The 23,264-nt window shown below is 40.2% G+C and carries 21 protein-coding genes; 14 read left to right on the top strand and 7 right to left on the bottom strand.

Annotated elements, in window-relative coordinates; all coding sequences use genetic code 11:
• Nucleotides 1-34: 34 nt before the first annotated feature.
• Nucleotides 35-679 (top strand): LysE family transporter, encoded by a 645-nt coding sequence (locus tag FTU17_RS03235; protein ID WP_180094140.1) that lies wholly within the window; start codon nucleotides 35-37, stop codon nucleotides 677-679.
• 72 nt (nucleotides 680-751) lie between these two features.
• Here FTU17_RS03235 and FTU17_RS03230 read toward each other — a convergent pair whose 3' ends face one another.
• From FTU17_RS03230 to ahpF, 3 genes are all read right to left on the bottom strand, one after another.
• Entirely contained in the window at nucleotides 752-946 is a 195-nt protein-coding gene (locus tag FTU17_RS03230) for a hypothetical protein (RefSeq protein ID WP_180134670.1), read from the bottom strand.
• A 235-nt stretch (nucleotides 947-1,181) separates the two neighbouring features.
• Nucleotides 1,182-1,424, bottom strand: coding sequence for a hypothetical protein (locus FTU17_RS03225; RefSeq protein WP_078192893.1), 243 nt, complete (start codon nucleotides 1,422-1,424; stop codon nucleotides 1,182-1,184).
• A gap of 266 nt (nucleotides 1,425-1,690) precedes the next feature.
• Nucleotides 1,691-3,256, bottom strand: a complete 1,566-nt coding sequence (gene ahpF, locus FTU17_RS03220; protein ID WP_180134669.1) for an alkyl hydroperoxide reductase subunit F — start codon at nucleotides 3,254-3,256, stop codon at nucleotides 1,691-1,693.
• Nucleotides 3,257-3,540: 284 nt separating this feature from the next.
• On the opposite strand from ahpF, the gene FTU17_RS03215 reads away from it, so the two are divergent.
• A complete protein-coding gene (locus FTU17_RS03215; RefSeq protein ID WP_078189028.1) occupies nucleotides 3,541-3,759 on the top strand; it encodes a DUF1653 domain-containing protein in 219 nt (72 codons plus the stop codon).
• Nucleotides 3,760-3,816: 57 nt separating this feature from the next.
• The gene (locus FTU17_RS03210; RefSeq protein WP_180134668.1) at nucleotides 3,817-4,410 is read left to right on the top strand and encodes an O-methyltransferase; all 594 of its coding nucleotides are present in this window, start codon (nucleotides 3,817-3,819) and stop codon (nucleotides 4,408-4,410) included.
• Between the two features lie 85 nt (nucleotides 4,411-4,495).
• Here FTU17_RS03210 and FTU17_RS03205 read toward each other — a convergent pair whose 3' ends face one another.
• The 3 genes from FTU17_RS03205 to ahpC form a co-directional block, all read right to left on the bottom strand.
• Nucleotides 4,496-4,702: a KTSC domain-containing protein gene (locus FTU17_RS03205; protein ID WP_078189026.1), complete on the bottom strand. Its 207-nt coding sequence runs from the start codon at nucleotides 4,700-4,702 to the stop codon at nucleotides 4,496-4,498.
• A gap of 218 nt (nucleotides 4,703-4,920) precedes the next feature.
• Nucleotides 4,921-5,397 carry a hypothetical protein gene (locus FTU17_RS03200; RefSeq protein ID WP_180034674.1) on the bottom strand — a complete coding sequence of 159 codons (477 nt, stop codon included), beginning with the start codon at nucleotides 5,395-5,397 and terminating at the stop codon, nucleotides 4,921-4,923.
• A gap of 291 nt (nucleotides 5,398-5,688) precedes the next feature.
• Complete coding sequence (gene ahpC / locus FTU17_RS03195; protein WP_005097370.1) at nucleotides 5,689-6,252, bottom strand: alkyl hydroperoxide reductase subunit C; 564 nt, start codon at nucleotides 6,250-6,252, stop codon at nucleotides 5,689-5,691.
• A gap of 513 nt (nucleotides 6,253-6,765) precedes the next feature.
• Here ahpC and FTU17_RS03190 point away from each other — a divergent pair.
• From FTU17_RS03190 to FTU17_RS03145, 10 genes are all read left to right on the top strand, one after another.
• Nucleotides 6,766-10,716, top strand: coding sequence for a DUF3418 domain-containing protein (locus FTU17_RS03190; protein ID WP_180134667.1), 3,951 nt, complete (start codon nucleotides 6,766-6,768; stop codon nucleotides 10,714-10,716).
• A gap of 30 nt (nucleotides 10,717-10,746) precedes the next feature.
• Nucleotides 10,747-11,862, top strand: coding sequence for a beta-ketoacyl-ACP synthase III (locus FTU17_RS03185; protein WP_180026928.1), 1,116 nt, complete (start codon nucleotides 10,747-10,749; stop codon nucleotides 11,860-11,862).
• A gap of 11 nt (nucleotides 11,863-11,873) precedes the next feature.
• The gene (locus FTU17_RS03180) at nucleotides 11,874-12,641 is read left to right on the top strand and encodes a 1-acyl-sn-glycerol-3-phosphate acyltransferase (RefSeq protein ID WP_180134666.1); all 768 of its coding nucleotides are present in this window, start codon (nucleotides 11,874-11,876) and stop codon (nucleotides 12,639-12,641) included.
• Nucleotides 12,642-12,854: 213 nt separating this feature from the next.
• On the top strand, nucleotides 12,855-14,870 hold the full coding sequence (locus FTU17_RS03175) for a hypothetical protein (protein ID WP_180134665.1): 2,016 nt from the start codon (nucleotides 12,855-12,857) through the stop codon (nucleotides 14,868-14,870).
• 96 nt (nucleotides 14,871-14,966) lie between these two features.
• The gene (locus FTU17_RS03170; protein WP_180007354.1) at nucleotides 14,967-16,682 is read left to right on the top strand and encodes an AAA family ATPase; all 1,716 of its coding nucleotides are present in this window, start codon (nucleotides 14,967-14,969) and stop codon (nucleotides 16,680-16,682) included.
• Between the two features lie 148 nt (nucleotides 16,683-16,830).
• The gene (locus FTU17_RS03165) at nucleotides 16,831-17,817 is read left to right on the top strand and encodes an ion transporter (RefSeq protein WP_180007353.1); all 987 of its coding nucleotides are present in this window, start codon (nucleotides 16,831-16,833) and stop codon (nucleotides 17,815-17,817) included.
• Nucleotides 17,818-17,998: 181 nt separating this feature from the next.
• Entirely contained in the window at nucleotides 17,999-18,919 is a 921-nt protein-coding gene (locus FTU17_RS03160) for a LysR family transcriptional regulator (protein WP_078189020.1), read from the top strand.
• Nucleotides 18,920-18,928: 9 nt separating this feature from the next.
• The gene (locus tag FTU17_RS03155; protein ID WP_180134664.1) at nucleotides 18,929-19,255 is read left to right on the top strand and encodes a gamma-glutamylcyclotransferase; all 327 of its coding nucleotides are present in this window, start codon (nucleotides 18,929-18,931) and stop codon (nucleotides 19,253-19,255) included.
• Nucleotides 19,256-19,507: 252 nt separating this feature from the next.
• On the top strand, nucleotides 19,508-20,518 hold the full coding sequence (locus FTU17_RS03150) for a sensor domain-containing diguanylate cyclase (protein ID WP_180003108.1): 1,011 nt from the start codon (nucleotides 19,508-19,510) through the stop codon (nucleotides 20,516-20,518).
• A gap of 112 nt (nucleotides 20,519-20,630) precedes the next feature.
• A complete protein-coding gene (locus FTU17_RS03145) occupies nucleotides 20,631-21,797 on the top strand; it encodes a CynX/NimT family MFS transporter (protein WP_257227353.1) in 1,167 nt (388 codons plus the stop codon).
• A gap of 32 nt (nucleotides 21,798-21,829) precedes the next feature.
• Here the strand turns inward: FTU17_RS03145 and FTU17_RS03140 are convergent, their stop codons facing one another.
• Nucleotides 21,830-22,285, bottom strand: coding sequence for a DUF441 domain-containing protein (locus FTU17_RS03140; RefSeq protein ID WP_180003104.1), 456 nt, complete (start codon nucleotides 22,283-22,285; stop codon nucleotides 21,830-21,832).
• Nucleotides 22,286-22,436: 151 nt separating this feature from the next.
• On the opposite strand from FTU17_RS03140, the gene FTU17_RS03135 reads away from it, so the two are divergent.
• Entirely contained in the window at nucleotides 22,437-23,156 is a 720-nt protein-coding gene (locus FTU17_RS03135; protein ID WP_180134662.1) for a pseudouridine synthase, read from the top strand.
• The last annotated feature ends 108 nt before the right edge of the window (nucleotides 23,157-23,264 follow it).

Raw genomic sequence — 23,264 nt, 5'->3', positions numbered from 1 at the left:
ATCTTCACGTTTTAATTCAAATGAATCAGCTTGCATGTCACTGTTATTCACCATCTGCGCGCTACATTTTGTTGCGCAGTTGAGTCCAGGTCCAGACGTATTATTAATTGCTAAAAGTGCTGCATCAACAACCCGTGCAAATACCTTAAAAATTATTGCGGGGATATCTGTCGGGATTGTGGTATGGGTCGTTTTAACCTTATTGGGCTTTACGGTTCTGGTTGAGCAATTTCCATGGATACAACAAGTTTTAATGGCTGTTGGTGGATTTTTCTTGGCGAAAATGGGTTGGGCGATGTTTAGTGGTGGGCTTAAAAGTTTAAATCAAACAGCCAATTTAGAAGATGGGCAGGCCTTAAGTCAGCAGAAAACTGAAAATTATTTTTTATTAGGTTTATTTACAAATTTAGCCAATCCGAAAACACTGATCTATTTTAGTAGTGTGTTCTCACTGGCGTTGAGTTCATCAGCCAGTAGTAACCTAAAAGCACAGCTAGCTGTCATCATTCCGATTCAAACTTTTATTGTGTTTAGTTTGTTTATGATGATTATGTCTTTGCCTAAAATTAAAGCACTCTACCAACGGTCAGGTAGTTATATTGATGTGGTTTCAGGGGCGTTATTTTTAATTTTTGCAATTTGGCTGTGGTTCGACGCAATTAGAATGTTCAATCTATAAGGGCAGTGAATATATTGCTGTCAGCAAAGCGAAAGCCAAGTATTAGAACTTGGCTTTTTTTATGTTCCAATTTTATTGCTCTGGATTGGTTTGATCTTGGTCTTTGGATGGTACTGTATTTGATGGATCTTGTGCAACATCGGTAGTTTCAGCATGATCACGATAACGGTTCGGTTTGAGGGTGGTTTCGGTATTTTCAGAGCCTTTGTATGATCGGCTACGATTGGCGCGTTCACGCAAACCGCCTTTTTTGATTAACTGCACCATCGTCTAGAACCTCATTGCTATTGCCATAGTTTAAAGAATTTTCCTCGTGAAGATAAGTGAGCAGGGCGATGCTAGCGCATAAAAAAGCCTGAAATCATTCAGGCTTTCATCATTTTAACTTATCTCTTTGAATGACTTTAAAGCAACTGGATAATAGTGCTTAAATTCAGCTTAGCTAAAATTTTACACATTGCCAGCTTGTTCATAGGGCTGTATTTGGCTGTTGTAAAAAAGCTTAATTTTTACCATCTTGCTTGAGTACTTCAAAGATGTTGAGTTGGGTTGTCGCTTCAGTATCGTGCTGTTGCAAATACACTTGGACACTCTTAAATAGAATGGCAACAGCCAAACAACTGAGTATGCAAAATATCCAAAAGCCATATGGGCTACGGATATTATGCGAGCCACATTCGGAACATTCTTTATCGCTTGAAGCCAATACTTTATTGCAACAAGCACAGTGATATTGATAGTGCATTGCGTTTCTCCATTTAGTCGAATTTGACCAACATTCTTGTTGTTATTGTCAACCATCAATCCGTGATGATTATTTTATCTTAATGTGCAAATAAGCTACTGTACAAGTTTTAAACGGTTTGTTTTGCTCATTATTGTGTAAGTGAAAAGCGTCATAGAGTTAAATATTTGTTTTATTAATAATTTATAAATGAAACAAGACATGAATTTTCAGTCATAAAAAAAGCCAGTTCGAAAACTGGCTTTTGCTGTTCTGTTTAAACTGAATTATTGACCAGAACGGATGATGTAATCAAAAGCAGATAATGATGCTTTCGCGCCTTCACCTGTCGCAATGATGATTTGTTTGTACGGTACTGTTGTACAGTCACCTGCAGCAAATACACCTTTTACATTGGTTTCGTTGCGCTCGTTAATTACGATCTCACCGCGGTTTGAAAGTTCTACTGCTGTTTCTTTTAAGAAATCCGTGTTTGGTAACAAACCGATTTGTACAAAGATACCTGCCAATTCAATCGTTTTGATTTCATCTGTTGCACGGTCTTTGTAGTTCAATGCAGTCACTTGTGAACCATCACCGACCACTTCTGTAGACAATGCATTCATGATTACAGTCGTATTCGGTAAGCTGTTTAACTTGTCTTGAAGGACTTGGTCAGCACGAAGCTTAGTATCAAACTCAACAAGTGTTACATGTTCTACAATACCAGCAAGGTCAATCGCCGCTTCTACACCTGAGTTACCACCACCGATGACTGCAACACGTTTGCCTTTGAACAATGGACCGTCACAGTGTGGGCAGTATGCAACACCACGTGTACGGTATTCTTGTTCACCCGGCACGTTCATTTCTCTCCAGCGTGCACCTGTTGAAAGAATCACTGTTTTAGATTCAAGTTTTGCACCATTCTCTAAAGTTACTTCAACTAGACCATTGGCAGTTTGATCTGCACCTTTGATGTCAGATACACGTTGCAAGTTCATGATGTCCACACCGTACTCACGTACATGTGCTTCCATTTCAGCAGCAAACTTAGGACCTTGAGTCTTTTGAATCGACGTGAAGTTTTCAATGTCCATCGTATCCATCACCTGACCGCCCATGCGTTCAGCCACGATACCGGTTTTAATGCCTTTACGTGCTGCATAGATTGCAGAAGTATTACCTGCAGGGCCACCACCAATCACAAGGACATCAAAGGCTTCTTTGGCATTTAACTTTTCAGCATCTTTTGCAGAAGAGTTAGTGTCTAATTTGGCAATGATTTCTTCCAAGGTCATACGACCTTGACCGATGTGGTTGCCGTCTTGAAAGACCATCGGTACAGCCATGATTTTGCGTTCTTCCACTTCGTCTTGGAAGAATGCACCATCAATCATGGTTGCAGTTGTACCTGGGTTATAGATCGCAATTAGGTTCAAGGCTTGAACTACGTCAGGACAGTTATGGCAGCTTAAAGATACAAACACATCAAAGTCAGTTTTAAGACCTAGACCTTTGATGGTGTTCAGTACTTCGTCAGAAACTTTCGGTGCATAACCTGAAGTTTGTAGCAAAGCTAGAATCAAAGACGTGAACTCGTGGCCCATCGGTAGACCTGCGAAGAATACACGTGGATTTTCACCTGCTTTTGCAATACCAAAGCTTGGCGCACGGCTGTTGTTACCGTCAAAACGTGCTGTCACTAAATCAGATAAAGCAGCAACTTCAGTTACCAATTCTTTAATTTTGTCTGATTTGTCAGTGCCGTTTAAAGTCGCGACGATTTCAATCGGGCCTTCAAGGCGTTCAAGTAAGGTTTTTAATTGAGCAGAAGTATTTTGATCTAACATTGCTAACGTCTCCAAAGGAGTAAATTTATTTGATGAGAGAATGATAGAACAAACCATTAAATAGGTGAAACGGTTTGTTTTTATAAAATTAATCGGTTTTACAAATCAAATGATTAAATTTCTTTCTAAATCATAAGAATATACCGATGTGAATCCAGTCAATATTGGGCCACTATCGAGAAATACAAGTTAAATAGTGGAAAAATAAACGAATTCATCGCGCTTTAAGCAAGACAATGCTAGAGTCAACGCTATTGTATTGAGAATTTTTTTAGGGAAATGGCATGCAGGTCAAGCAAGGGATTTATCAGCATTATAAAGGTCAGTTGTATCAAGTCTTTCATGTTGCAACACATAGTGAAACGCGTGAAAAAGTTGTGGTCTATCAGTGCTTATATGACGACTATTCAATGTGGGTCAGACCCTTAGAGATGTTTATGGAAACCGTTGAAATTGATGGTGAAGTAATTCCACGTTTTAAGCTGATCCAAGAAACCCACTGAGCAGATATTTAGCCCTTCAATTTATAAATATGAATGAAATAGTAAAAGGACAGAATCATGAGCATGGATGCAAATTTTAAAAACTATATGCAACAACTCTATGCAGACTTTAGCGCTCACGATGCTGCGCAAAATCACCGACTTGCGCGTTACCGAAATATTGAGCCTGAATCTGCACTGTTTTTGGCTATGCAAATTCGCTTAAAACAAGCCAAACAGATCTTGGAAATTGGAACATCTACAGGTTATTCCACGCTGTGGTTAGGAGATGCTGCACAGTCTACACAAGGGCGGGTCGAAACCATTGAAATTGATGCAGCGCGTATCGAGCAAGCTAAACAACATGCGGCAAATTTAAGCTTAGCCGAATACATCGAATTCCATCATGGCGATGCACTGCATTTTTTACAGCAGTTAAATCAGCGTTATGACTTTATTTTATTAGATGCAGAACGTGATGCGTATATCGCGTATTGGCCATATTTAGCTGAATTGATACAAGCTCAAAGTGGCGTGTTAATCGTGGACAATGTGCTGTCACATGCCAATGAGGTCGCTGAATTTATCCAACGTGTTGAAGCGGATGATCGTTTTATCAGTACGACATTAAAGGTGGGCGCAGGGCTCTTTATGGTGACTTGGCGCAACTAAAAATCAGGGCATTCAGCCCTGATTTGATCGAAAATATTTTTTAATTAATAAAATACTGTTGCTATAGCGCTAAACTTGTAGCGGATTAACCCTGTAAGCTTACTCGTGAAAAATGTAGATCATATTCTAAATATTTGTGGACAAATGCCGTTTTATCACTACATCGAAGTAAATTATCATAAATAAAAGGTGAAACTGGATAAAAGAGATCCCCAGAACCATTCGCATAAAAAATTTTTAAGTAACGTGAAGAAGAACTGTATTTCCAAGAAGTTACAACAGTTGTTGTCATAAGCCACCCCCTTATTGCGTTGTTATAGTCATACTGCAGTTAAAGGTTTATCTCATTTGAAATTAAGACAAATTTAGGGCGTGGAGTATTGCAGAATTGTTAAAAAATAATGTTTTATCTCACATTTTTTTCATTTCTTTATCAACTAATTTGATAAAAATAATGCCAGTTCAGAGAAATGCCAAAAGCGTCATTCTCGCTTGTTGGTGTCGGGGGAGTTAAAAACTACGGCATTGTTCTGATTTATTACCTTTGACTTGGTTGTTGCTGCCATTAATTGAAAAAGCATTTTCAAGACAAATTAAATTACCTGCGATTTCATTATTATTTAGCACAATATTGCCGTTATTTTTCTTTAATTTCAGGTCGCCTGAAATTTGGTTATTGAGGAGTTGGATGTTTTTCCCTGTCGTAAAATCGACATTGCCACTGATATTGTTATGATTGGCAATGATCTTGGTAAAATTTTTATTAGACTCAATATTGCCTTTTATATGATTGTCATGCAGTTCAACACTAGCGCCATTTTCTAAAATAACATTGCCATGAACAATTAAACCTTCAAGCTGACAATTTTTTTTGACTTTAATATCTTCACGAATACTTTGGTTTTTAATTTCACCTTCGCAGTTCACGGCAGCAAAAGTCGTAAACGAACATAAAATTAAACTGATCGAGACGAAATATTTTTTCATGGGCTTACATCTTCCTGAAATAAGCAATTGACCTAAAATTCAAGTTAAAAATACTGAAATACCGACAAAGATGTAAGTCTAAACCATCAGGTATGAGGCGCATTTTTATTATATTTGTGTAAGTGCTAAGTTGATGAATATCTATAGATAGATGGAAAGTGCTAGGGCGTTATAGCTGTATGAATAAAGTGTGAACTGCGTAGGGTGTATAGAGGTACATACTCGCCAATAATAGGCATAAAAAAACCACGCTAAAAGCGTGGTTTTTGAATCAGTTCAATCTAATACAGATTAGATTTTACCAACTAGGTCGATTGAAGGAGCAAGAGTTGCGTCGCCTTCTTTCCATTTAGCTGGGCAAACTTCGCCTGGGTGAGCGTGTACGTATTGAGCTGCTTTAACTTTACGAAGAAGTTCTTGAGCATCACGACCGATACCACCAGCGTTGATTTCAACGATTTGGATTTTACCTTCTGGATCGATAACGAAAGTACCACGATCAGCAAGACCGTCAGCTTCGATTAATACGTCAAAGTTTTTAGCAAGAGTCCAGTTCGCATCACCAACCATTACGTATTGGATTTTTTTGATTTCTTCTGAAGAATCGTGCCAAGCTTTGTGAGTGAAATGAGTGTCAGTAGAAACTGAGTAGATTTCAACACCTAGTTTTTGGAATTCTGCATAGTTGTCAGCAAGGTCACCAAGTTCAGTTGGGCAAACGAAAGTGAAGTCAGCTGGGTAGAAGAATACAACAGACCATTTACCTTTAAGATCAGCTTCAGTTACTTCGATGAATTGACCATTTTGGAATGCAGTAGCTTTAAACGGTTTAACTTCAGTATTAATTAAGCTCATCATTGTCTCCATGATTGAGGTTTGTTTTTGATTTCCAATAGGGTACAGAAATTTTTCTTATTGCTGAAATAGTATTTTTACATAACTAATATCGGAAAATCCGAATTAATAGTGATTTACTCATTTCCCAATAGACCAGTATTTCATCTCATTTAACCGCAGTTGTGTGAGGATTAAATGACAGGAACTACCCTAAACGCCCTACACAGACATGAAGCCACACCCCTTAAAATTCAAGGGTAAAATTTAAAAAAAGTGATTTAAATTTTTCTATTGTTGATTTAATCCATCTTTAGGCATGCCGATTCGCTCATCAGCGAAGCATTTCTTTTGTTCAATTAGGCGGATGAAGGGGGATATGGCGAATTCATCCTATTTTCAGATTTGAGATCTAAACCGCACCACGCCAGTCGCGCCAGATAAATTCACTTCGGGTTTTCAATTGTTGCATTGGGAAATGCGATGAAACCGAGTAGAATATCGGGTTTCATGTAGTTGTAAGGCGTATTCTTGGTGGCGAAAGATTTAAATGTAGATCAGATGGTGATGGCTCGTGATGTTCACCGTTTAAATCGATTGCGTAAGGGAAAAGACGCCAACGAAAAGCAGCATAAAGAACTGTTTGAAAAGTCGAATGCGAAAGTCCGCGAACGGATTGCCCGCATCCCAAATATTAAATTAAATCAAGACTTACCTGTTACGCAGTATGCAGACAAACTGATCGATGCGATTCAAAAGCATCAAGTGATTATTGTGGCAGGTGAAACCGGTTCGGGTAAAACCACACAGTTGCCTCAAATTGCCATGCTTGCAGGTCGTGGTTTAACGGGTTTGATTGGCCATACTCAACCCCGTCGACTAGCAGCGCGTAGTGTTTCGCAACGTATTGCAGAAGAAGTGGGCGAAAAGCTGGGGGAGTCGATCTCCTTTAAAGTTCGTTTCAATGAACAAGGTTCACAAGATTCCATCGTTCGGTTAATGACCGATGGTATTTTATTGGCTGAACTGGCTAATGACCGATTCTTAAATAAATATGACACGATTATTATCGATGAAGCACATGAACGTTCGCTGAATATCGACTTCATCATGGGCTATCTCAAACAGCTCTTGCCTCGTCGTAAAGATCTCAAAGTCATTATTACTTCAGCAACTTTAGACGTAAATCGATTCTCGAATTACTTTAATGGGGCACCTATTTTTGAGGTCGAAGGTCGAAGCTTCCCTGTAGAATTGCGTTATCGTCCGATTTCAGAGCTGAGCATTGTCGGTAGTGATGATGATGAATTTGACGATTTTGAAGAAAATTTACCTCGTGCCGTGGTTTCAGCTGTAGAAGAATGTTTTCAAGATGCGCAGGAAAAAGGTCATCCTGAACATGCCGACATTTTGATTTTTGCCAGCACTGAACAAGAAATTCGTGAGTTACAGGAAACACTGCAAAAGTTTGGGCCACGACATACCGAAGTTTTGCCTCTCTATGCTCGATTAGCTTTGTCAGAACAGCAAAAGATCTTTAATCCATCAGGCGGTGGGCGACGGATTATTATTGCCACCAACGTGGCAGAAACTGCCTTAACTGTGCCAAATATTCGCTATGTAATTGATAGTGGCTTTGCACGGATATCCCGTTATAACTATCGCTCACGTGTACAGCGTCTACCAATTGAGGCTGTATCACAGGCGGCAGCAAATCAGCGTAAAGGTCGTTGTGGTCGTATTGCACCAGGTGTGTGTATTCGACTGTATTCAGAAGAAGACTTTATGAGTCGTCCTGAATTTACCGAGCCTGAGATTAAACGAACCAACTTGGCCTCGGTTATTTTGCAAATGCAAAGTTTGGGCTTTGGTGAATTAGAAGACTTTGATTTTATTGAGCCGCCAGATCATCGTTTGGTGAATGATGGTCGTAAGCTTTTGATTGAGCTTGGGGCGATGGTTGAGAAAGGGAAAGCCCCTCTTTCGCAAAGAGGGGTTGGGGGAGATTCTATTGAAAGTAATCCCCCTAAATCCCCCTTTACAAAAGGGGGACTTCCTCCGGCGAAGGGTGGTGGTTTAACCAAAATTGGTCAGCAAATGGCGAAAATGCCGATCGACCCACGTCTTGCAAGGATGATTTTGGGTGGAGCGCATTTTGGTGTATTAAATGAAGTCTTGATTATTGTCGCTGCTTTAGCGGTACAAGATCCACGTGAACGTCCTGCGGATAAACAAATGCAGGCCGATCAGAAACATGCTTTGTTCCGTGAAGCTGACTCGGATTTCTTGTTCTATATCAAATTATGGGAAGCTCTAGTCGCTAACCGTGACATGAGTGAAAATAAGCGTCGTACATTTGCACGCAATCATTTCCTCAGTTGGTTACGCCTCCGTGAGTGGAAAAAAACCCATGAGCAATTGGTGGATTTGGCTCAGGGCTTAAAACTGTCCTTTAATGAAAAGAAGGCCAATTATGAAAATCTGCACCGTGCGCTATTAACGGGTTTACTTTCATTTATTGCCAATAAAACCGATGAACGTAACGTGTTCATGGCGGTGCGTCAGCAAAAGGCACGTATTTTCCCTGCATCAACCTTGCATAAAACCAATACACCTTGGGTCATGGCTTTTGAGATGGTTGAAACCTCTCAGGTATATATTCGAACGTTGGCAAAAATTGAACCTGAATGGATTTTGTTGGCTGCAGGCGATTTATTGAAGCATCATTATTTTGAGCCGCATTGGTCGAAAAAAGCTGGTGTGGTGAATGCTTATGATCAAATTTCTTTGTTTGGTTTGATTATTGAGCCACGTCGTCAGATTAATTATGAAAAAGTGGATCATCCGGCGGCGCATGAAATTTTCCTACGCGATGCGTTGACGACGGGACATTTGGGTATTACGCCGCCGTTCTTAAAACACAATTTATTAAAACTCGAAGAAGTTGAGCGTGTTGAAGATAAACTGCGTCGTCGTGATTTGGTGGTGGATGAAGAAACCATCTACCAATTTTATGCTGCAAAAGTGCCTGAAGAGGTGGCAAGTCGTCGTAGTTTTGAAGACTGGCGTGCAACGGTAGAACCGAAAAATCCACGGCATTTATTTATCGATGATGATGCGCTTTGGATGAATGACCGTCCAACGACCCAGCAATTTCCAGACTACCTACGAAATGGTGAACTGCGTTTGGCTGCAAGTTATCGTTTTGACCCAAGTCATGATGAAGATGGTGCAACGGTCAAAATTCCAGTTCAAGCTTTGCCGCAAGTGGATGAAAATATTTGGTCATGGGGTATACCTGGTTGGCGACAAGACCTGATTGAAGCCTTGCTTAAAGCATTGCCTAAGGATAAACGCCGTCACTTGGTGCCAATACCAGATACAGCGCGTAAATTGATGGATCGTGTCGATGCCGTGCATTTGCGCGAGCATATTTTTAGTTTCTTGGCGTTCCAACTACGTGGTGAGCAAATCACAGATAAGGACTTTTCTTGGGAGCGCGTTGAGCAATATCTGCTGCCTTTAATCAAAGTCATTGATGAAAAAGGCCGTGTGATTGAGCAAGGTCGTGACCTAGATGAACTCAAAGCACGCTGTCGTACGGAAACTCATAGCCCAGTCAAACAGTTAAAAGGTGAGTTTAAAACCTTCCCTGATAATTTTGTGTTCGAAGCATCACAAAAAGTCACGGGTGTGGTGGTAAAACAATACCAAGCGCTTGTTCCAGTCAAAGGCTTTGCGGAGTTGGATGCCAAAGATGAATCGGGTGTGGTGATTCAGACCTTCAATGACCAATTTGAAGCAGTCAAACAACATCGCGAAGGGATCATTCGTTTGGTTCATATGCAGTTGGGGGATTTAGTTCGTCAGTTGAAAAAACAGATTTCTAAACCCTTGGCATTGGCTTATTCACCGCTAGGTGACAAAGCAAAACTAGAGCAAATGTTAGTTTATGCCACACTTCAGCTTGCAATAAATGAGCTACCTGTCAATATGCAGGAGTACCAAAACCTGATTTTAAATGTAAAGAAATCTTTCTTGACCCATGGGCAACAAGCGTTAGCTGTTTTAACTGAAACCTATATTCAATGGCAGGATATACGTCGGAAATTATTGGTTTTAGATGATTCTGTGTTTGGAAAGAATATTGATGACATTGAAGATCAGCTCGATTTGATGCAACTTTCAGATTTTGTTTATGGCAAAACTTCCGATGTGTGGCTCGAATTTCCAAGATATTTGAAGGCATTAGTCTTGCGTTTAGACCGCTTGCCAAATAACCTACAAAGGGACAATTCTGCCATTGATCAAGTTGACCCATGGATGGAAAAATTATTTAAGTTTAAAAATGACACTCGCCTTAAAGAATTGTATTTCATGGTTGAGGAGTTACGCATCTCTATTTTCTCTCAACCAATGAAGACCAAGATGCCAATTTCTCCATCCCGCTTGCAAAAAGTATGGGATAAGCTCGGAATCAGTTAAGATATAGGTAATTTCTAAAAGGAGTTTTACATGGGCATCCGCATTACGGGTACAGGTCTTTATCATCCAGAAGACGTAATTACTAACGAAGAGTTAGTTGAAGCTTTAAATGCTTATGTGGAACAGTACAACAGCGACAATGCTGAAAAAATTGAAGCCGGTGAGCTAGAAGCGCGCCGTGGTTCAAGTGCAGAATTTATCGAAAAAGCGTCTGGCGTGAAAGCACGTTATGTTGCTGAAAAAAGCGGTATTTTAGATCCAAAACGTTTACGCCCAGTGCTACATGAACGTCCAAATGATGAAATTTCGCTACAAGCGGAATGGGGTGTTGCTGCGGCTAAACAAGCGATGGAAAATGCAGGCGTGACTGCAGAAGACATCGATGTTGTGATCTTGTCATGCTCTAACATTCAACGTGCATATCCAGCCGTTTCAATTGAAATTCAAACTGCTTTGGGTATTCAGGGTTATGCCTATGACATGAACGTTGCATGTTCAGCTGCAACTTTTGGTATCAAGCAAGCCTATGACGCGATCAAATCAGGCGCTCGTCGCGTGTTATTGGTAAACGTTGAGATCACATCTGGTCATACAGATTTCCGTATGCGTGACTGCCACTTCATCTTTGGTGACGTTGCAACGGCTTCGATCATTGAAGAAACTGAAACCAAAGCTGGTTTTGAAGTGTTGGATATTGACCTGTTTACTCAGTTCTCAAACAACATTCGTAACAACTTCGGTTACTTAAATATGAGTGAAGTCGATGCTGACATCGACAACAACCGTTTCCGTCAAGACGGTCGTAAAGTATTTAAAGAAGTGTGTCCATTAGTGGCGAAAATGATCACTAAGCAATTGGATGACAACAAAATTGCGGCAACAGATGTAAAACGCTTCTGGTTACACCAAGCGAATGCCAGCATGAATGAATTGATTCTGAAACTGGTTGTGGGTAAAGAACACGCTCAGCCAGACCTTGTGCCAATCATTCTTGATGAATTTGCCAATACTTCATCAGCAGGTGTCATTATTGCGTTGCACCGTACAGCAAATGAAGTAAACCATGGCGAATACGGTGTGCTTTGCTCATTTGGTGCAGGCTACTCAGTAGGTTCTGTACTTGTTCAAAAACATGATGCTGCCTAAGGTCAGCACATTTGCAGGTTGAACATGATGCAAAATGGATAAAGCGTTTAAGCGCTTTATCCCGCATGTATTTCACGCCGACCTTTTTTGGCGCTGAATATATTGATGCATCAAAACCTGCAATGTATGTAGGGAATCATACAATTTACGGTGTACTCGATTCACCGTTGATTATTGATTATCTCTACAATGAACATAAAGTGGCTGTGGTCAGTATCGCTGATCATAGCCATTTTTATTTGCCCGGTTGGCGTGGCATGGTCAAAAAGTTCGGTGCAGTCCAAGGCATTCAGGACTATGTCAGAACAGTGATGCAACAAGGTTATTCCATTTTAGTTTTTCCCGGTGGTGGTCGAGAGGTTTTGAAGCGAAAAGGAGAAGCCTATCAACTGATCTGGAAGCAACGTTATGGCTTTTTAAAACTGGCGCAAGAATTTAATTATGACATCGTGCCTTTTGCTGCTTTAGGTGGGGATGAAGTCTTTGAACTGGGTTTTGATGCCAGTGTGATTGTTGAACATCGTTGGTTTAAACAACTATTAAAAATACAAAAGCTCGATAAATTATTACGTCATGGTGATGTGATTCCGTCTTTACCCAAACGTATTATTCCTAAGCGCATTCCGTTCTATTTTCAATTTTTACCTCGTCAAAGTTTGAGTCATATTCAGAGTGTGGAGGATTTAAAGCTCTATCGAGAGGCTCTACAACAAGATATTTACACTGCGATAGAACAGCTTAAAAAAATCCGTGCAGAACAACATTCTACAGATCAATAATAGTGACTACTCTGAAACTTTATCTATTTTTTATCCGTCACAGCTCAAAATCATGGTGAATTTTGTCACAACAATAGCCTTTAGATTATTTTATTTAACGCCTTCGTATTGACCTTTTGTACAGCTATCTGGCCGATTAATGGCAGTAGTCGGAGCATTAAACTTTGACTATAGTGAAGGTTGAAAAATAATCAACGATCGTTAGGGCGGAAGATGGAACAGAACAGCTTGACCCCGCAGCTTGAGCATATTGCTCGGCAACTTATTCGAATATCACCAAGTTTAAAGCAGTTGTATCAAGAGCAAATGGAGTTTGCTACGGCACTCAATTCACAAAATATATTTAAAATTGAACAAGAGCAGCACCGCATTCAACTATGTAATGGACTATGGACCTTACAGCTACAAAGTCGTGAATCAATTGGCTATCAGTTTCCTAGAAATCCGTTTAGACTCATCAAAATTGCTGAATTGCATTGGACAGCGCCTTGTATTGAGGCAATAGAAGATTTCTTATTTCATGAATTGTATTTTTTTACTGGGGACTTAAAGCCGCAACATTCACTCTTGCTCAGAGAAAAAGCACAGCAATTTAGACAATTGATCTTACAGTCGATTTTTCAACATCTAAATGGGCCAGCGCGTGTTCAGCAGTTTTTAGCACAGATGACAGCAGTTGAAGCGCAAATTTTTGATCAGTTGATGCAAGAGCAGCAGATTTATCAGACACCACTATTACAAGCGTATATTGAATGCCAGATCAGTCTACCACATTGGTTGATGCAAAAGATTGAGCAGATGTTTGCGCTCAACTCACTTACAGAAGCTGAAATATTGCCGATACAACTGTTAATGGATAGTTTGGACGAGATTTGTTTTGCTACGGCACAATTTTTAGATCCGACGATTTATCGGATCATGAGTTTGAGTTATGAAGATCGGTTCAATTTACAAGAATTAAATGAACATATAGAAGATATTATTTTGTTGCTCGACCATGCATATGAGCGTCCCAATTTACTAGGCTTTATTCGTATGATGCATCGGGATGTTTGGGCAGAACAGGACATATTAAGCCATAGCAATTTTGTGCAAGCCACAGCAATTTGGCAAAAAAAATGTGGAAAACTCCCTTTACTCGATAACAATCGTGCAGTGCGATGGATGTTCAAACAGTCAGCCGAAGTGTTGGATTGGCTGAGTCGTAATTTCCAACACAGTAATGTACGTGTGGCTGTGACAGCATTGAGTTTTGTCGATACGCAGCATATTCATCCCGCATTGATTCTTACAACCTTACAACATTTTCAATTTGTTGCAGCGCGCATATATATTCAAAATTGCCATGCGATTGCGCATGAACATGATTGGTTTAATCATGAAAAAAATCTGCAGTTTGTTTTACAACGAAAATATCAGCAGCATGATGACCATCGTGTAGTGATCAGCCCATCGATTTTGTATTTAGATGAATGGTTGATTTTAATGCGACAGGTGTTAGGCGCAGAGGATCAGGCCATAAAAAAAGTCTATCTACCTTTGAGCCGTATTATGCAGGCCTATCTGCAACATTTAGTACGTTGTACGCAGCAATTACCGCAGGCTTTGATGGATTATATCCGTCCAGAAACCCAAGAAAATCGCCAGTTTTTAAGTATGTTACGACAGCATAAAATTCAACTGCAGGATTTTCGAAATTTATTTTATTTAAAGCATGCTAATTTAAGAGTATCTGTATTTGATGCATATGTGCGTGACTATGTTAGTGCGACTTATTCTACAGGTCATACAGTCCCTAAAAATATTACCTGGAATGGGGTCTTTCATCAGGCGGTGCATTGGCATGCTAAGCAACAAAAGCAAGAAATGTTAACTCAATTAAAGCGTAAATTTGCGACAACAGTCTGGCAGCCATTTACAACAGAAGACAAAATATATTTTCAAGATTGGGTCTTTGAAGAATTAAAAACCATCGATCGAATTATTGATGAATCTATTCACTTTAAACATTGTTTGGCATCAAGTTATAGCGCCAGTATCATTGCAAGAGTATATGTAGCTTTTCATATGTACCATCCCATTTTGCATGTATCGATGACTTTGGGCTGTCATGTGCAAAACCACATTTTGGTTTTTGATCAACTTGAGTATTCAAATAATACCCAAGCAGAAATAGAAAAAGTAAATATCGCCAAAGAATTTTTAAATAGGTTCAATAGCTTAAAGTAAGATTGGCGAAATACGGATTTAGGAAACTGTGTTGTGCGCTTAACTTTTGAGTCAAAAATCGTTAGGCTATAGCCGTTCTTTTACGGTATAGGTCTTATGAAACAAGAAACTGCACTCAAGCTGCTCAAAGCAGGCGAAAATGTGTTTTTAACAGGTTCGGCTGGTGCAGGGAAAACTTATACTTTAAATCAGTACATCAATTATCTAAAAGCGCGCAAAGTGCCGGTGGCAATTACGGCTTCTACAGGGATTGCTGCAACCCATATGAATGGCATGACAATTCATACATGGGCAGGGATTGGGATTAAAGATGCGATTTCCGAAGATGAGTTAAAGCGCTTAAAAGAACGTAAATATTTAAAAGAGCATTTGGAAAATGCCCAAGTTTTAATCATCGATGAAATTTCGATGTTGCATGCCAAGCAATTAAACTTGGTGAATAAAGTTTTAAAATTTTTTAAAGACAGTGAAGATGCTTTTGGGGGGATTCAAGTCATTGTTGCAGGTGACTTCTTCCAGTTACCCCCTGTGGGACGCAAAGGTGAATTAAACCGTGACAAGTTTTGCTTTATGTCTGAGGCATGGGTAGAAGCGAAGTTTCGCGTGTGTTATTTGACCGAACAACATCGTCAGGGTAATGACTATCTCAATGATATTCTAAATGCGATTCGTGCTCAGCAAATTACGGGCGATCATTTGCATGCTTTAAGGCAGACAAGTTCACAAAATATAGGTGAAACCTTTACGCGCTTGTATACCCATAATATGGATGTAGATAGTATTAACTATAAACATCTAAATGAAATTGAGCAAGAATCTCGCCAGTTTGATGCCCAATGTGATGGTAATGATAAACTGATCGAAACCTTAAAATCTTCAGTGCGTGCGCCGGAAACTTTGACCTTAAAGAAAAATGCCAAAGTGATGTTTGTAAAAAACAACTTTGACGTGGGCTATATCAATGGCAGCCTCGGTGAAGTGATAGGTTTTGAAGAAGATGATGAATATGGCATCTTGCCTAAAGTAAAACTTACGGACGGCACGACCTTGGTGGTCGAACCTGAAACATGGTCTGTCGATAATGATGATGGTAAAACCATTGCCAGTTTCCAACAAATTCCACTGCGTTTGGCCTGGGCGATCACCATTCATAAATCTCAAGGGATGACTCTTGCAGCGGCTGAAATTAACTTGACGCATACTTTTGAAAAGGGTCAGGGGTATGTGGCATTGTCTCGTTTAAAAACATTAGATGGTCTGCGTTTACTTGGCTTTAATGAACAAGCCTTAGAACTCGACAGTTTGGCGATTAAAGCCGATCGACGCTTTCAGGAACTCTCTGACGAAGCGGAAACCAATTTTGCAGAGGCTGATTTAACCGTACAACATAAAGCCTTTATTCGCCACTGTGGCGGAACACTGAATGAAGTGGAAATCGAGCGCAATGAAAAGAAAATTGCCAAAACTGGTGTGAAACAAAGCTTTGCCACAGCGACTTTAGATCAAACTCGTGAGTTGTTTGAGGAAGGTTATGAAATTCAAGATATTGCTGTGGAGCGTGGTTTAACACCAGCTACGATTATTAATCATTTGGCTCGTCTGCAAAAAGAGCAAGGTTTGGATATCTCGGTGGCACATCCGGGAGAAGATGTGGTTGAGCAGGTGCGTAAAATCTATAAACGTTTGGCGAAACGACAAGACCCAGCACATTATAATGATGACGGCACGGTTAAGTTGCGTCCAATTGTGGAGTTAACCAGTCCACGCATGGGATATGACCAAGTTCGTTTGGCTTTATTATTTGTGGAATAATGGATATATGGTGCATACGAAAAATACTGATGAATAAAGTGTGGTTAATATCGTTCAATAGATTTAACAGTAGACTGTCTAAAGGATTCGTATTTTTCCTAAGCGATGGTTTACACTGTAGCAAGTTAATTTGCTAACGATTTGAATTATGACTTTTAGTGCATGGTATTCACTGCGTAAATTTGTCTATAACAATTTACATAATGATGATTATGAAACTAAATTTAGTCATTTTCTCAACTATGCTTTGATATTGCTGATTTTAGGTAATGCTGCTGCGGTTTTACTCGAATCGGTCAATGATATTTATTTGTCTTATCAAGTTTACTTTGATTTTTTTGAAAATTTTTCAATCATTGTATTTAGTGTTGAATACGTATTGAGGCTTTGGTCGATTGCAGATAAAGACCCATTTTACTCCGCTTGGCGTAATCGTTTGAATTGGGTAAAAAGTGGTGGCGCAATTATTGATTTATTGGCAATTTTACCTGCATATCTAAATTTCTTTGTCCATTTTGATTTGCGTTTTTTACGTATTTTACGATTACTGCGTTTATTAAAATTAACTCGATATTTTGTGTCGTTGCAAATTTTGTTACGTGTCATTGAACGTGAAAAAGGTTCATTTCAAGCTGTTGTTTTTATTTTATTTATTATGATTATTATGGCCGCAGCTGGGGTGTATTTAGTTGAGAGTAAAGCACAGCCAGAGGTCTTTAGTTCTATTCCTGCGTCCATGTGGTGGGCTGTTGTTACTTTAACGACGGTCGGTTATGGCGATGTAACACCGATAACCCCTGTTGGGCGGATATTAGGTGCAATGATTACGATATTAGGGGTTGGCTTGGCAGCATTGCCAGCAGGTATTTTAGCCAATGGTTTGGCACATGAATTGGAGCAACGCAAACAACAATTAGAACTCAGTTTTCGTGAGTTGATTCAAAATCGTGAAATTGATTTTGTACTTGAGCCTGAAAAAATCGAAGAAATCCGAAAAACAGTGGGTTTAACCCGTGAGCAAACACAGGATATTATTTGGCAATTGTTACGTGAGCAAAAAGAGGAATCATTAAAGCAGGAGCGTGAGCAGTATGCATATTGCCCGCATTGTGGAAAAAAATTACCTGATTTGTAATGTGAAAAAAACACATTAGCTAAAGATGATTCAGTAAAACTTGATGAAGTATATTCATGTGAATAAAAAATAGTTAAATAAAATTTATGATGAATATGATTCATAAATATCATGATATGATAAATATAATTTAAAAATACTGATTTTCAGCTCATTCAGTATGTCGTTTGTGGAACTCATTATGTTGGAATTACGCCATCTCAAAACATTATTGGCACTCAGAGAACATGGTTCTTTGGTCGCTGCATCTAATGATCTGTGTTTAACGCCTTCTGCGCTTTCACATCAGTTGAAAGAGCTTGATCATTGGTATGGGGTAGAGGTGGTGAACCGACGGACACGTCCTGTGACCTTTTCGAATGTTGGGCAACGTTTACTACGCCTTGCCGATGACATTTTGCCGCAAGTTCAAATTGCGCAATCGGACATTACACGTATTGTGCATGGTCAAACCGGCCGAATTATTTTTTCTTCTGAATGTCATAGTTGCTTTGACTGGCTCATGCCGTTATTGAATGTCTACCGTCAACAATACCCCGATGTAGATTTAGACTTTGCCTCTGGCTTTGAAGCCAATCCGCATGAACTATTACAAACGGGCGAGTTTGATCTTCTGATTACGGCAGATCCGATCAATTTAAAAGGTGTGGAATATTTCCCTATCTTTGAATATGAGTCTCGTTTGGTACTGTCAAATACGCATCCATTGGTTCGTGCAACAAATGTGACTGTTCAAGAATTAGCAGAAGAAACGCTTATTACCTATCCGGTCGATAAACATCGTTTAGATATCATGGCGAAATTATTTTTACCGGCCAATATTCAGCCTAAACACGTCCGTACCACAGATTTGACCCAGATGCTGATTCAGTTGGTTGCAAGTGGTCGTGGTATCGCGGCATTACCTGATTGGGTGGTAAATGAATATGAACAAAAAGGTTGGGTGACCTCTCGACGCTTAGATTGTGTTTCACCTGAAGGTTTAAGACGGACTTTGTACGCCGGTTATCGTACCGAAGAGGCTGAAAAAAGCTACTTTGAAGGCTTCCTAAAACAGTTGGCGAAATTCTCACAAAAACGCAATCAATATTATTCCAACTAAGGGGGAGCTATGACTCAGAGTCTTTTTGTATACGGGACATTACGTCTAGGTCAGCCCAATGCTCATGTGATGGAGCACATAGGTGGCGAGTGGAAGAAAGGTGTGGTTTGGGGTGAGTTAGAACATAAAGGCTGGGGTGCGGCGATGGGCAGTCCGGGCATCCGTTTATCGAAGGCAGGTCAAGCCATTGAAGGCTATGTTTTTATCTCTGAAAACTTAGCAGCTCATTGGGCTGCTTTAGATGAATTTGAAGGTACTGAGTATCAACGTGTTGCTGTCGATGTACAACTGGAAGGCGGAGAATGGATGCAGAGTGAAATTTATGCCTTGAAATAATATCGTGAGGGAGAGTCGTAAAATACGTGGGCCATCCATACATCATGACTTTCCCCAACCTTCGATATGTGTATCGATGATTCTGCTTGCTTTGTTGTTTCCTTGAGTGCAATTTTTTAAAGAGCCGTATCTAAAAGAGTTGTATTTAAAGTGCTTGAATGCACAGAAATCACTTTAAGATCGCTATACAAGTGGATGAATAATTTTTAGAATTGAGCTGTATCTCACATTGAACCCTGTTTGAACTCAATCATGCCCAATTCTATAGAACCCTCACCAACTCAACTCATGTCTGTGATTCAAACTCAGACAGCTATTGCCAAACTGGGTTTAGATCTAAATGCAGTGATGACCGTAGTGGCAGAACAGGCGCAGCAGATTACACATGCTAAAGGTGCAGTTGTAGAGTTGGCTGAAGATGGTGATATGGTCTATCGTGCAGTGTCTGGTGGGGCGAGTCATTTACTGGGTTTAAGACTTCATATTGAAAATAGTTTATCGGGTCTATGTATAGCGCAAAAACAAACACTGTATTGCCAAGATTCGGAAACAGATGCACGGGTAGATCGCGTGGCATGTCAACGTGTTGGATTGCGTTCGATGGCAGTAGTGCCATTGATTCATTGTGATGAAGGTGTCGGTGTTTTAAAGATTTACTCTGACCAAGTCGATGCCTTTCAGGAAGCCGATTTACATATATTGAGTTTGATGTCTGAGTTGATCGCTGCGGCGATGTACCATGCAACACGTTTCGGTGCGACAGAGTTATATAAATTGGCGACTCAAGATAGCTTAACAGGTTTAGCTAATCGGGCTTTGTTTGTCGACTTTTTACGCCAAGGGATAGAAAAAGCACGTGCGCAGAAAAAAGTGCTAGGTATCTTGATGATTGATATGGATGGTCTGAAGCCGATTAATGATCAGTTTGGACATCGCATTGGGGATGCTGCACTGAAAGAAATTGCACAGCGCATTTTGCGTGAAACACGTCAAGATGACTTGGTTGCACGCTTGGGTGGTGATGAATTTGCTGTGATTTTAACCAATATTGCCAACTTAGAGCGTGCGCAAACGGCGATGAATCGAATCGCAGAAAGTTGCGGACTACCGTTTGCATTTGAGCAAATGAGTTTGAAAATTGGTGCCAGTATTGGCATGGCTTTATTTCCAGAGGATGCCGAATCCATCGATCAATTGGTCGAAATGGCAGACTTGAAAATGTACGCCAATAAGCGTGAACGGAAACAAGTAAATATTGAATAACTAATTGAAAATTAATCTAACCTTATTTGTTTTTTGACTGATTTGAATATTTTGAATGGTTATGCTGAGTGCTATTGCATGGCGAAAAGAGCATGATAATTCAATGAAAGGGATGTCAAAAGATTTATTCATTATTGCGGCAGGTTTTATTGCTGCAATGCATATCGGGAAACTACCGCCCGCAATACCTGTATTACAACAGCAACTCGGCATTAGCTTTATTCAGTCTGGTTTATTGCTCTCACTGGTACAAGGCGCAGGCATGTGCTTTGCATTGTTGATTGGCAGTTATATCCAAAAAATTGGATTTAAGCTGTGTATCTTATTGGGCTTAAGTCTATTGACGATAGCAAGTGCATGGGGGAGTTTTGCACAAAGCTTTGATGCCTTGTTACTCCTACGTGTCATTGAAGGCTTTGGCTTCTTATTGGTGACTCTCACAGGGCCTGCATTTATCCGTCAGCTTGTACCGCTACAACACATCAGCGCGAAGATGGGGCTGTGGAGTGCTTATATGGGTGGAGGTATGGGCATTGCCTTATTGGTCGCGCCATTTCTAATTGCTCAATATGGCTGGAGCGTAGTTTGGCTCAGTTTCGCTATGATCACTGCGGCATTACTGCTCTGTATTGCGATGTTTATTCCTCAGCCTAATGTGGCGCTGAATACAACACCTGTCATCGGTCTCATTCGGGATACTCTGAAACATCCTGCGGCATGGCTTTTGGCGCTCATTTTTGGGACATATGCAGGGCAGTGGTTTGCATTGGTGGGCTTCTTACCGATGATTTATGCCCAAAACCAAATTTCAGCAGAACTGGCGGGTGCTTTAACAGCCAGTGTTGCCGTTGCGAATGCTGTGGGCACATGGGGGTGTGGACTGCTATTACAGCGTGGTTTTCAAGCTAAAACTTTAGTCCAACTGGGTTTTGCTGTTTTGATCATTTGCTCCTTAGGGTTTTATCTCTCTAAAGATGCGTTACCTTTTTTACTGCAATATTTAACGGTGTTTAGTTTTTCGCTTTTTGGAGGCTTGGTTGCTGCGACGGTCTTTGCGCAATCACTGCATTTTGCACCTTATCCTGCGGCAATTAGTACGACGGTCGGCATGATTTTACAATGCTCTGCCATATCACAATTTGTTCTGCCACCTGTGATTGCCACTGTGGTTTCACAAACTGGAGCGTGGTTTTGGGCGGGGATCTTGATGTCAGCATTATCATTCGTTGGAATCATGCTTAGTCGACGTTTATTTCAAATGCAGCATGGCTCAAATTAAAATTTTGTTAAACCGCTATGTCAGCAACGGCCTTATTGTTTAATCCCAATCAGTAGCGACAAGATGCCTGCTGCAATGAGTGGGCCGACAGGTACACCACGCAGCATGGCAACACCTGCGACTGTCCCAATCAATAGTCCGGCAACCACATCTGGCTGATTGGACATCAGTTTGACACCACGTCCGCCTAGCCATGCGACAAAGATGCCAATGGCGATTGCGACGAGGGATTTCCAACTTAAAAAGGATTTTAAAATCGAATCACCGGGTATTTTTCCGCTAGCGATCGGCGTGAGTACGCCAATGGTTAAAATAATAATGCCAATGTTTAAGCCATATTGTTGCAGATAGGGGAAAAATTCACTTAAAGGCGTGATGCGGAAAATAATCAAGACACCTGCTGCTATGGTGATCGCTGTATTGTGGCTAAAGATGCCACAAGCCAATAACACCAATAACACGATCAGATTTAAATCCAACTGAGACATAGGATATTCGTGAGAAACTTCAATAAATAATCAATAGTGTAGCGCAGAAACATTAAAAACTGGCGTTCAAGATTATTTCCGCTATTTTTCCTGCAAGTTGGCTCGTGGTTCAGTATAAAATAGCAATATATAGTGTTTATTAGGTTGTTCTATGTTTTTGGAAAAAATGCTGCAATCACAAGGTTTTGGTTCGCGTAAATATTGCCAACAGTTGATTAAAAATGGTGCGGTCGAAATACACGGTGAGATTGTAGATAATCCAAAGCAAAAACTGGACTTGAATGATTTAACTTACAGTGTGCATGGTCAGGACTATGTCTATCGTGAGCATATCTATATTGCGTTAAATAAACCCCAAGGTTATGAATGTTCGCATCAGGCAACCCATCATTTTAGTGTTTTTGAATTATTTGATGATGTGCTGTTAAATCGTGGTTTGCAATGCGTCGGGCGACTGGATCAAGACACCACTGGACTGTTGCTGCTCACGGATGATGGTCAATATCTGCAAGCACTGACACACCCTAAAAAGCATGTTGCCAAAGTGTATTCGATGCATACCGCAGATCCTGTGACGCCTGAGCAAATGCAACAATTGCAACAAGGCGTGGAGCTGCGAAACGAAAAAGGCATTTTCGCTGCAACCGATGTGCAGCTATTGGCTTCACAGCAATTACAAATGACTGTCCATCAAGGGGTATATCATCAAGTGAAGCGGATGTTGGCGGCTGTGGGCAATAAAGTTGAAACTTTACATCGTGCTCAAATTGGACAATTAAAGCTTGAAGATATTGCTGAAGGTGAATGGATCTATTTGAATGCAGCGCAAATTGAACAATCGAAATTTCGTGAAAATCTAAATCCACAGTAATAGGTACAGGGCTTTGATACGTCATCCTGACTGAAAGGATGAATGTGCAGTATTAAAGCCCTAAGTATGACTGCTAATTATTTATTTAAAGATGCGTTTTTCAACATG

The organism is Acinetobacter sp. YH12070, assembly GCF_013419625.1.
Taxonomy (GTDB): Bacteria; Pseudomonadota; Gammaproteobacteria; order Pseudomonadales; family Moraxellaceae; genus Acinetobacter; species Acinetobacter amyesii.
This window is presented reverse-complemented; position numbering and strand designations above follow the sequence as displayed.